9 protein-coding genes and 1 pseudogene are annotated in these 12,165 nt (G+C 41.2%); all 10 read right to left on the bottom strand.

The features are described 5' to 3' along the window. Window positions 1-64 precede the first annotated feature (64 nt). A complete protein-coding gene (locus AB5217_RS07600; protein WP_004296005.1) occupies window positions 65-577 on the bottom strand; it encodes a hypothetical protein in 513 nt (170 codons plus the stop codon). Between the two features lie 13 nt (window positions 578-590). Continuing rightward, window positions 591-2,480, bottom strand: coding sequence for a TonB-dependent receptor (locus AB5217_RS07595; protein ID WP_022198944.1), 1,890 nt, complete (start codon window positions 2,478-2,480; stop codon window positions 591-593). Between the two features lie 30 nt (window positions 2,481-2,510). Next, entirely contained in the window at window positions 2,511-2,930 is a 420-nt protein-coding gene (locus AB5217_RS07590) for a DUF1893 domain-containing protein (protein WP_008775685.1), read from the bottom strand. Window positions 2,931-2,938: 8 nt separating this feature from the next. Then, complete coding sequence (locus AB5217_RS07585; protein WP_032846978.1) at window positions 2,939-4,342, bottom strand: aldo/keto reductase; 1,404 nt, start codon at window positions 4,340-4,342, stop codon at window positions 2,939-2,941. Window positions 4,343-4,361: 19 nt separating this feature from the next. Next, on the bottom strand, window positions 4,362-5,870 hold the full coding sequence (locus AB5217_RS07580; protein ID WP_004306092.1) for a 4Fe-4S binding protein: 1,509 nt from the start codon (window positions 5,868-5,870) through the stop codon (window positions 4,362-4,364). 187 nt (window positions 5,871-6,057) lie between these two features. Next, on the bottom strand, window positions 6,058-7,161 hold the full coding sequence (locus AB5217_RS07575) for an MBL fold metallo-hydrolase (protein WP_080706955.1): 1,104 nt from the start codon (window positions 7,159-7,161) through the stop codon (window positions 6,058-6,060). Window positions 7,162-7,310: 149 nt separating this feature from the next. After that, window positions 7,311-9,932: pseudogene (locus AB5217_RS07570) on the bottom strand (carboxypeptidase-like regulatory domain-containing protein). A 127-nt stretch (window positions 9,933-10,059) separates the two neighbouring features. After that, window positions 10,060-11,031: a FecR family protein gene (locus AB5217_RS07565; RefSeq protein WP_032846979.1), complete on the bottom strand. Its 972-nt coding sequence runs from the start codon at window positions 11,029-11,031 to the stop codon at window positions 10,060-10,062. Between the two features lie 96 nt (window positions 11,032-11,127). Further along, window positions 11,128-11,679 carry an RNA polymerase sigma-70 factor gene (locus tag AB5217_RS07560; RefSeq protein ID WP_032846980.1) on the bottom strand — a complete coding sequence of 184 codons (552 nt, stop codon included), beginning with the start codon at window positions 11,677-11,679 and terminating at the stop codon, window positions 11,128-11,130. Between the two features lie 95 nt (window positions 11,680-11,774). After that, window positions 11,775-12,125 carry a winged helix-turn-helix transcriptional regulator gene (locus tag AB5217_RS07555; RefSeq protein ID WP_004296014.1) on the bottom strand — a complete coding sequence of 117 codons (351 nt, stop codon included), beginning with the start codon at window positions 12,123-12,125 and terminating at the stop codon, window positions 11,775-11,777. Between the last annotated feature and the right edge of the window lie 40 nt (window positions 12,126-12,165).

Here is a 12,165-nt window from a genome sequence, read left to right as displayed (position 1 = left end):
AGGAGAACTTTCTTTTTCAAGGCTTATAACTCTTTTCAGGGAAAAGCGGTTATTGATAAGGAAGTTATTTGCGAATCAAATATCTAATGAATAAATAACCTCCGAATACTTGCAGGCACATTCCGGGAATTCCAATGCGGAAATCCTGAATGGCATTGTAGAAATTTCCTATATACATCCACTCTCCCAATGTCCCTACAACTTGATAGGTAAGTACTACGCCAACCAATACCGGGATGGAGATACGTCCGAAACGTTGTGCGGCCCAACCGGCAGCAATGGCGAGCAATACGGACTTTAATAAAATAGCAGGCAGCACCACCGGCATCGGCATACCAAAAAGTGAGGAGTTGATAATAGGGGAAAGAACAGCAGTCAGCAGACCGACTTTCCACCCGTACTTATAAGCTCCGATCAGTGTGAAGAAATAGATAGGCAGCCAGGTTATTCCTCCTTGCGGTATGAGATGAAAAAATTGGGGAAAAAGGATGTTGCCAACGATGAATAACGAGGCTGCCAGATAAGTTCTCACATTGCCGTAATTCAGCGAATAGAGTTTTACAGTAGTTGATTCCATATCATTTTATTATTTAAAAGTTCAAATTAATACCACCCATAAACGTAGCTTTGGGCATGGGATAACCTGCATTTATTTCATAACGCTGTGCCAGCAGGTTCTCTCCTTTTATGAAGAGGTTAGCGAAACGGCAGACACGATAATTCCCACGAAGATTCCATAAAACAAAATGATCCTGTTGCTCGCTACCCTTTACAACAGAAGTATAAAGTCCTTTCACATATTGTACTCCAGTCGATATACTCCAACGTCCGGAAGTATAGTCCGCCCCTGCATACAATTTATGTTCGGGGGCAGCAAGAACGGGATTCTCCATGTGCAACCAGCTATAATTGGCGTTCACATTCCAGTGTGAATTGATGTGGTAGCCTATATTCGTTTCAACTCCCCAATTCTCTATCTCTCCGGAATTGATATTCAATGGAGGAAAGAGTCCGTTTGACATAATCAGATTGTCGCCATTGATATAGTAAAGGCTGATTCCATAGGACAATGCCCCTTCCAGCAGACGTTGTGAATAGGAAAGTTCATAGTTGATTAGTTTTTCCGGTTTCAATTCCGGGTTGGCAGGAGGAAACATATACATCTCACGAATGGTTGGATTACGGTATCCTTTGCTGACCATTGCTTTAAGTTCTGCATTCTTGGGTAAATGAAAAGCCAGTCCGCCTTGTGGAATCCATTCTGTACCTACGTGTGAATGGTGGTCTACACGAATACCTGCGTCCAGTGAGAACCAACTGCTGATATCCTGACGGAAATCAACGTATCCGGCAAACTCATCCATTTGCTTGTCTACTCCCGGAGTATGTTCACCCGTAGCCAGTACTTTGTTCCATGATTCACCTCCGAAGTGTTGATAATCAAATCCTACGGTCAAACGATTACCGGTAAAGAAAGTGGCACTCTGATACCATGATACACCCAGCATTTTGTCTTTAGAGTTGAAATGTGATTTTTGCGGTTCTTTTCCTATCTGATAGCCATCATTGATTTTATGCCGTCCCCAGTTATAGAAAAAGCTCAAACCTCCTGAAGTCTTTTCATAATGATTTTCCAAAGCGAACGATGTCATTCCACGAGTGATACGAGAATCGTTGTCAATCAGTGGTACTTGGATAGTCCCCGGATTGGAAGCATTAAAATGGGTTACATTCACATCTCCCCATACTTTCCAGAAAGAACTGATATCATAACCTAACTTTGCGTATCCACCATATTGCTCGAACCCCATATCGGGACGATGTCCATCTGTACGATTATATGATCCGGTTACGACGCTACTGAAACGTCCCTTCTTGACACGGTTGGAAAATTCAGTCTGCAACGTGTTATATGAACCGTACCCAACTTGCATATTCGTCTTCACACCTTCTTCCTGTTGCCGACGGGTAACAATATTAATCACACCACCCATGGCATTCGAACCATAAAGTACAGATGCTGGACCACGTAAAACTTCCACTTTCTCTGCCATCATAGATTGATAAGCATCCGCTATCGGATGTCCCATCAACCCCATGTACTGGGGATGACCGTCAATCAGTACCAATAATCCCGCTGTCGGACTACCACCGATACCACGCAAGCTCATGCCACCTGCAGCTCCGGTAGATACGCCATATCCCATGATGCCACGACTGGTAGTGAATAATCCCGGTACCTGCTCCGTTAACAACGGCAAAAGAGAAGGCTCATATCTTTTCTCAATTTGTTGCCTGCCGACTACGGAAATGGTCATCGGAAGATGACGCACATCGGTTTCATTACGTGTTCCGGTGACTACGACTTCATCAATCATATAATTTCTTCCGGCCTGTATGCTATCCTTTTTAGTCTGTGCCATTCCCGAGATGGAAAGCAAGCTACCGAACAGGAATAAACAAGCTGTATTTCTTTTCATACTTTATTTCGTGTTTCAAGTTTCTTCTTTTTACTTCTTATTTCTGATCTTTTCCAGAAAATCGCGGATCAGTGGTAATATTTCTTCTGCTGATTCCACTTCGCTGCACATTGTCTCTACAGGACATCCTTCTGTATGGTTACGGTTCCAGATAAAAGGTACTTCCTCTGTAAAATCAACTTTTATATCTGATTTCTGAAGCAACTCCAGAGCTTTGGTACTGATAATATCAGTATATAACTCTTTGATACCTCCCAGAATCATCAGGGCGGCAGCTCCCTTTCCAACCACCTTATCAGCAATCGAGGCTCCTTTAAGAAACTCCGGTTCCTGGGTTAGTAAATCATAGATATCAGCCACACCGCGTTGAGTGAAAGTACGGATTTCTCCTTTGTTGGCAATAGTACAGGAATATCCTCCCGTATGTAGTAAATTGATTAATTCTTCCATCTTTTCTTTTATAAAGTACCTTGTTTCAATTGTTCTACGAATTGATCTATCCGATGCAGCTCTTTCGGAATATCAATGTTCTGCGGACAGTGTGCCACACACTGGTTACAACCGATGCAATGGCTTGCCTGACGAAGTTTGGGCACGCTACGGTCATATCCGACTAGAAAAGCACGCCGGGCTTTCGCATAATTCTCATCCTGCCCGTTCTTGGGGACATTCCCTTCATTGACACAACGGTTGTAATGTAACAACACAGCAGGTATATCCAACCCATACGGACATGGCATACAATATTTGCAGTCGTTGCAAGGGATCGTTGGATATTTCAACATTAATTGTGCCGTTTCTTCGAGAAACTCTTTTTCTTCATCTGTCAACGGTTCCAAAGGAGAATAAGTGCGGAGATTATCTTGCAGATGTTCCATATAAGTCATGCCACTTAACACAGTCAGAATGTCCGGAAATGAACCGGCAAAACGGAAAGCCCAGGAAGCGACACTGCTTTCCGGACGGCGTTGTTTGAGTCGTGCTACCAGGTTGTCGTTCAACTTGGATAAACGTCCTCCTAAAAGCGGTTCCATGATGATAGATGGAATTCCTCGTTTATGCAGTTCTCCATACAGATATTCAGCATCCGTATTCCGGGTATTGGTTTCTTTTGCATGTTTCCAGTCTACATAGTTCAATTGTATCTGTACGAAATCCCACTTGAATTCATCGTGCCGTGAAAGCAGATAATCATACACTTCGATATCTCCGTGATAGGAGAATCCCAAATTGCGGATACGTCCTGCCTCCCGTTCTTTCACTAGAAAGTCAAGCATTCCGTTATCCAGGTAGCGTCCTTTAAGGGCTTCCATTCCTCCCATGCCAATGCCATGAAGCAGCATATAATCAATGTAATCTACCTGCAGGTCTGCAAACGATTTATGATACATCTTGAGCGATGCTTCACGAGACCAAGTATCGGGAGAGAAATTGGATAACTTGGTGGCAATATAATATTTATCACGGGGGTGACGGCTCAATGCAATACCCGTTGCCTTTTCGGAAAAGCCCTGTACGTATGCCGGAGATGTATCGAAATAGTTTACTCCGTGAGCGATTGCGTAATCAATCAGTCCATTCACGGCATCTTGGTCGATTACTTCACCATTACCGTTGGGAGCAGGTTTAAGAGGCCAACGCATACAACCATATCCCAAGAGTGAAACACGGTCACCGGTAGTCGGAGACGTGCGGTAAGTCATTTTATCGTTAGGCACCTCTCCTTCTCCTGTTGCGCTGCTTGAAGAGGAAGTACTTTTTGAAGAGCATCCGTATAATAGCCCTGTCGACGTGGCTGCACTAATACCTACAATCTTAATGAAATCTCTTCTATTTATATCTTTCTTATTTTTATCTTCCATAATCTTATACTGATTTAGATCAAATAATTCTATGCATCTGATGTCCTGTCACATAAATAGCGCTGAAAGGACGGGACGGACAAAGGTTCTCACACGCCCCACAACCGATACATTTTTCTACATTTACTACCGGAATCTTTGGAGAATCTGTTTTTTCAGGATCGGAAGCTACCATCTGTATGGCACCTGTCGGACAATGGCGGGCACAGTTGCCACATTCCATTCCATCTGTCAAAGGTACACAGTTCTCTTTAATCCATACGGCATGTCCGATCTGAATAGCTGATTTCTCGGCAAGACTGGTGAGATGAATAGCACCGGCAGGACAAACTTCCGAACATTTAGTACATTCGGGACGGCAATACCCACGTTCGTATGACATTTCCGGTTGCATCAATGTCAATAGGTTGTCCGATGGGCGCAATACCTGGTTGGGACAAACAGAGACACATAATTGGCAGGCTGTGCAATGTTGAGTGAAATTGCGTGCGCTTAAAGCACCGGGAGGATAGATAGGGTTTTCTCTTTGGGGAATCTTTTTATCTTCGATAGTAGCCAATCCTCCGTCTACTTTTTTCTCTTGTGCTTTCAGTACAGAAGTTGTTGCAAAAATGGCCGATGCTGAAAGGAAGCTACGACGGGCATTGTCTACCTGTTCAGTAGTGACAGACTTTGCTTTCGTATCTTCGCTCGTAGCTATTTCGTTCTTAGGTTTCCGTCTTGTGTATGTAATGGCTCCATGCTTACACTTTCCGATGCAATCCATACAAGTCACACAACGGCTATAATCTATTTCATGAGCTTTCGGATTAATACACGATGCTTTGCAATTGCGGGCACACAAACCGCAACTATTGCATTTGGAAGTATCAATTACCGGTTTGAATATCGCATATTTGGATATAAACCCTAATACAGTACCTACGGGGCAGATCGTATTACAATAGGTTCGTCCGTTGCGCCACGCCAGAATGAAAAGAACAACAAGGGTAACAATGGCAATCAGCATCGTCGAAAGACTCTTTATCCATACATCTACCTCATAAAAAGCATAACTATCCATTCGTTCGGCGAAGTACGCCAACAGGTTGTTTCCCCATTGCCAGACCGGTGCAAAAAGACTGGAAGCTATCCGGCCATAAGCACTATACGGTGCCAGCAAGATAGCCAAAGAGTTCAATCCTGCAACCATCATAATAATGAATACTCCTAAAACGCCATACCGCAACCATTTCATTGCTGGTGAATAACGGAACCGGTTTTTCTTTTGTTTGCCGGATACCCACGAAACAATGTCCTGAAACACTCCCAACGGACAAATAACAGAGCAGTAGATACGTCCGAACAGGAATGTAAGTACAACTAAAAACAATACGACACCTATGTTCAAGGCTAATAAAGCCGGCAGAAATTGAATTTTCGCCAACCATCCGAACCATGTGTGCAATGTACCCGTGAAGTCGAGAAAGAGCAGGGTAATAAGTGTAAAGCACACAATGGCGGTTGTAAGTCTGATAGTACGTAGCATAAACTAATTAATTTTCAATTTATAGTAGTTATATCTAAATGTCTAAAACTGTCAGGATTGAACCATCTATATTTCAACTTTGCAAAGTTAATCAGGGAAATTTGTTTTTCAACTATACAAATTACAGAATGTTTTACCAATTTCACTGATAACAGACGGGAAAACCTTTAGCCGATTGGGTAAAGCACTATTTTTCTAATGCCACGACCTCTCCAATCTCCGGAATCAATACATTCAGAGAATCTTTATTCTTCATCTCTTCTGCATTTTTGAGAGGTTCATCCCAACGATGTTTGGCCAACGCATATTTAGAATGATGTACGGTCAGAACTCTTTTCGCTTTTAAATCTCTGGCCGTCTGTGCCATATATTGGGGCATCAGATGAATTAAGCTCCACTCTTCGTTGTATTGCCCGTTTTCAAGAATTGCGAGGTCGATGCCGGGGAACCGGTTGCCTATTTCTGCATAATGCGTATCATATCCTCCGTCTCCGCCAATGTATATCTTTTGTGAAGGAGCTTCTAGCAGGAAAGAAGCCCAAAGTGACTGGTTGGTAGTAAGTCTGCGACCGGAGAAATGACGGGCAGGCAAACAATGTATCATAAAGCCCGGAGCGAGGTTTGCGTCTTCATTCCAGTCAAGTTCTATCAGACGCTCTTTATCAAATCCCCAATATTCGAAATGTTCGCCAACACCCAACGGACAAATCACTGCTCCAATCCGGTCTTTTAATTTTTTGACTGTGTTGTAATCCAAATGATCCCAATGATCGTGACTAATCACGAGATAATCAATGTCCGGCATATCATCCGGTGTATAAAGTTCCGTACCTTTGAATGGCTTGTTGACAAAAGATACGGGAGAAGCCATACAAAATACCGGGTCAACCAATATTCGCTTTCCTCCCGTTTGAATCAGGTAAGATGAATGTCCGAACCATACCAATATTTCTTCATTACGGCCAATCTTGCGTAAATCTGTTTTTATTGCTTTGACAGCCTGTTCGGGGCGCAAACCGTCTATCTTTCTGAAAATGAACTCCCAGATTCCGCTAAAACGTCCCCTGTCGGAAGTCATCAATAGAGTTTCATGCTGATTTTTAAATTCTCCGTTTCTGTAATTAGGAGATTTCATGACTCTTTCCAGCCGTTCCCCACGGGGAGTTCTGCCGAAACTGGCTTGATTGATAAAAACAATGACTGACACCGCCAGCAATGCTATTACAGCTAATATACATCCTACAATCATACGTGCTTTGAATTTCTTGAATATGATACGCATATAATTCATAACTAAATTATTTCACGCAGCAAATATACAGGTATTCAGAGAGCTTGTTAGTATATATATTACAGATTGTTATACCATAATTACTGAAAGCAGTTGCCTGTTGGGTGTCAAGTCTATTGTGTGAACAAACCCTTTTCTTGTTCAGTTATTTAGAAATAAATTTTGTAGCTGATGTTCGGAATCAGACCCGCTCCGTCTTTTTCTTCTACTACACTCGTTCTTTCATTGTATTGATAGAAATGCATTCCGGTGCGCATACCCACATTCAGTATTTTCAGAGAAAACTCGTGGGATACTCTTTTCTTATTGATCCGGAAGCTGATCGAAACATCACCGTTTATAGATGGATTGAATCGTTTAGTATATGCTTTGCTCTCGTCAAAAACGATGTCTTTTTCTTCCTGACTTTTTTCTTCATCCACAGGTGTATAGCGTCCTCCTCCCTGAAAGAACAGGCGGCCGTTTACACTTAATACATTCTGTTTGAGTCTGCCAACCATCCATTCTTTTCCGGCGAGCAGGTTCACTAAAAAACTTTTATCCAGTCTCGTATTTCGCCAGATACGGTCTCCTCCCCTATATTTCGATTTGAATAATGAAGCTGTAATCATATAGTAGAAGCCGTTTTTCATCTATTGTTCCAGTGTTATATCTATTCCATAGTTTTTGGCTATTCCGGTGTTTGTCAATATGCGGTCTAAATAGAATTCTTCGTAATTGATAATCGAAAAGGAGGAGTTTTCCTCAACCGGTATGTGGAACAAGTATTGATAATAGGGTTCTATTTTCAGATGTAGGCTCTGATTGATATTCCAGTCATAAGTGAATCCGAAATGATGTGCCTTTGAGAAGTCCAGGTACCGGTTTGATTCCTTTTTACCATTGATTATCTGTTCAACAAAGTAATAGTCGAGCCTTTCCCGGCGGCTATGCAAGCCGTAAGCTGCTGCTAAAGAATGTGCAGGATTTATTTTCCATTTAAGGGCAACTCTCGGTTCTATCGACCAGTTCTTGTTTAAAGTAAAATATTGTCCGGTAACCCCTAAACTGGTTGTCAGATTGTTGCTCAAGTTTATTACAGAACTACTATATGCCGAGAGGACTGTACTTTCTCCACTGCCTTTCGATATTTGTTCCATAGGTTTGTTTAATCCCAAATAAGGGCTGACTTTGTAATCAAGATCATATTTAAGTTCCGTAATGGTAATCCCTGTTCTGTTGGTATGCCTCGGACTGAATTTCTTATTCAGATATAAATTGAATACTAAATTCCATCTGCTATTCTGAATATCTGCTACATTAATAATAGCGTCGTCGGTATGTAAGTCCGCCAATGAACGGTCTTTGGAATAGGTAGCGGATAGAGAAGAACGGATATAAGTATTTTCATCCAGTACATATTTGTGCGCTAAGCCACCTGCCAGTTTATCCAGTTTATTATATCCCGACGACCGGTCTCCCATCGTTTCCCATTCGGAACGTTCCAAAACATCTGCTTTATTTCTGTCTATCAATCCTAATCCCCAGATCGAAAAGGTTCCAGCTTTACGTGTGGGAAAATTTAGTTTGAAGGCTAAATCCTGATATTTCAGGTTGATGTCATTGCCCGATGCCAGTGAAGTAGTGGAAAAGCGATAATTCACCAGATAAGAGCTTCCCCTTTTTTTGCTGATAGGACCTTCCGAAGCTAAATCTACTCCCATGAGTCCGACCTGAAAAGCATGTTCGTACTTCTGATTATTACCATTTCGTAGATGCATATCGAAAACACCTGATAGGGCATTACTGTATTCCGCCGGGAAAGCTCCGTTGTAGAAATCGGAGTTGCCGATAACCTGCGTACTCAAAGCAGACAGGAATCCTCCTCCCAAGCCTGATAGATCGGCAAAGTGGGTAGGGTTAGGTATTTCAATCCCCTCCAATCTCCATTGTGTAAATTGTGGGGCATTTCCCCGGATAGCAACCGCATTGGTGCCGACATCTCCCGCTACTCCTGCGAATGCAGAACTTAACCGTGCAGGATCGTCAAAGCCATTGGCAAATCGTGACGCTTCTTCGATACTAATCATACGTCCTCCTGTGATGGCCATCGGGTTGACGGTCCGGTCTTTCTTTATTTCCGGTTTGACAAGTACTTCAGCCAAATCCTGCACATTTTCATCCATAGGAATTTCTACAAACACTTCTTTAGATGAAGTGACAGAAACTTCGCTGATGATACTTGGACGATATCCCATAAAAGATGCCTGAATATTATAACGACCTACCGGGACATTATTGATCCGAAAGTTTCCCCGTCCATCCGTCGAACCTCCCCGTGAGGGATCTTCTGCTATACAAACGGAGGCATATTCTATGGGCGTATTGGTTTTGGAGTCAACAACGATTCCTCTTATGGTTTGAGTCAGTTTTTGTGTATCATTGTTGGCGGGCTTTTGCTTGTTATCTTGCGAAGAAATAATAATATGATATCCTTTTATCTTATATACATATCCGGTTTCCTTCAATAGTTGAGTCATAGCTTTGTCGATGGCTACATTTTTAAGAGATAAAGATTGTTTCTTTTCTATATCCAGATTTGACTGTTCATAAGCAATGCTATATCCCGTTTGTACTTCTATTTGTGCAAAAGCCTCTTTTAGTGAGATACTTTTATTTTGTATGGTAATTTTTTTTTCTTTATTCTGTGCAACAGTTGTGAGAGAGAGAAAAGTAAAAAATAAAAAAATGGCAAGCTTAGCCGCCTGTTTATTCGTATTTATTCGATTCATTATTCTATATTTGTATGTTGATACTTCATTTTACGTCACTTGTTGAATGAGGATAGACATTTCAGAACTGGGAAGAGGGTCTCAAGCTGCTTCCCGGTTCTTTTTATTCATAGGCTGTTTCTTTTTATTATTGGGTTAATACTATTTTCTTTTCATACTGCTGATAATCAAAGCCGATTATATCTTTCAATATATTCAGTATTTCATCCAGGCTTTCATCTTTCAGGAATTTGACTGTATATCGTTTGGATGCAGGGATATTTGCTGTATTATCAATCGTGGTGTTATAGTGTCTTTCCAGAGTTCGGAATATTTCTCCGGCGCTGGCATTGGTAAAGACCAGTTTTCCCACCATCCAAGAGTTTGTATCATTCGTATCTATCACTGATATATGGATATCTGATGTTTTTTTGTCGTATGTAAGTTGCTCATTAGGCTTTAGTATATGGGGAGATTGGGCATGAATACTCACTTCCACCTTACCGCTAGTCAATGTAGTCGTTATTTTTTCATCATTAGGATAAGCTTTCACGTTGAATCTGGTTCCAAGCACTTTCACAGAAAGTTGGGAGGTTTCTACAATAAAAGGACTTACAGTATCTTTTTTGACAGAGAAATAAGCTTCACCGTTGAGAATGACCTGACGTTTATTTTTGGCAAAAGTCTCCGGATATAAAATGGAACTTCCCGCATTCAACCATACTTCCGAACTGTCCGGCAAAATTAGACGCTTCTGTTCTCCATAGGCAACAGATACCTCTATCATTTCGTTTCGGGGAGAAAGATAGTAGAACATTCCTCCTGCCAATAAAAACAAAGGAACAATAACGGCGGCAACACGGGCAAACTTCTGATAAGAAGCTACGTTGGTCAGATGCTCCTTATTATATCCTGTTCTTAAGTTTACCCGTTCCAATGAGACATAAGTGCTCGAATCGGCTTCTACGTCCAATTCATTCCAATAATCCAATGAAGCTTTTGCTTTCGCCTGCTGATTTTGGTCTTTAATGATCCACTTCTGCACTTTCTTTTCCGTTTCGGATGGAAAGCGTGCGGAGAGGAACATTTTGATGATTTTACTGATATTACTTTTCTTCATTTTTGCTGCACTTTACTATATATACAGTTTAGTGGCAAAAAGCTCAATAAGAAAGTGGAAGTTTTTTTATAAAGCAGAATGAAAAAAAATATAATGCTATAATAGTGATACCAGAAAACATGAAATAACCTTCCGTATTTCTTTCAAAGCAAGACTTAGCTGGCTTTCAACATTTCTTTTGGTAGTATTCAGGCGTTCGGCAATTTCGGCATTGGATAATCCTTCGTTACGACTCAATGTATAAATCATTCTCCGTTGTTCGGGCATTCCTCCGACAAGTTCGTCAATCAGCATTTCCAATTCCTTGGCAATAAGGTCTTCTTCGGAAGTAGAGCTATATCCTGTTTCTTGATTATTGTTCAGATAGGCATCACACACATATTTATGTTTCAGAAAGTTGATTGCTGCATTTCTTGCAATGGTGTGCAAATAAGAATTGAATGATCTGGACGTATCAATCGAATGACGGTTGATCCAAAGATTGACAAATAAATCCTCTGTCAGCTCTTCCGCATCAGGTTCTGATTTTATATATCCGTCAATGAATGTTTTGGTTTTGTTGTAGTATGCTATAAAAATAGTCTCAAAGGTCTTGTGATTCCCATCCTGAAAGGCCTCCAGCGTTTTTATATCAATGTTGTTATTCATACTATCTCCCAATTTTCATTTCATTAGGACAAAAGAAGCAATAATTTATTTTAGATAGATGGTCTTTTTTGAAATATTAATGATATTAGAAAGATTTATTCTATTTTCAAGATTCTCTTCATCTCCGGACGAAAGCTATCACCCCAGATTTCCAGTTGCTCAATCAGAGGAATCAGCGTCTTTCCCAATTCGGTGATAGCATATTCCGAATGGGGAGGAAGCTCCATGAATATCTTTTTGCTGATAATGCCGTGCATCTCCAATTCTTTCAGTTGTTGATTGATGACCCGGGGACTTGCCTCGGTAAATAAACGATGCAGCTCGCTGGGACGTTTCGGACCAGTGCATAATTCCTGAATGATGCAACTTTTCCATTTTCCCCCGATCACTTCCATCGTAATCTTTATCCCACAATCAATATCAAAAGGAATTTTCTTCTTATACATAGTTTTCTGCTTTTCTGCAAAAATAAGGATATCACTACAA

Origin of the sequence: Bacteroides sp. MSSM.1001136sp1_RTP21357st2_D2_RTP21359_211015, from assembly GCF_040913205.1 — a bacterium.
Classification (GTDB): domain Bacteria; phylum Bacteroidota; class Bacteroidia; order Bacteroidales; family Bacteroidaceae; genus Bacteroides; species Bacteroides ovatus.
Note: the sequence above shows the minus strand (reverse complement) of the source record. Positions and strands in the feature narration are given on the sequence as shown.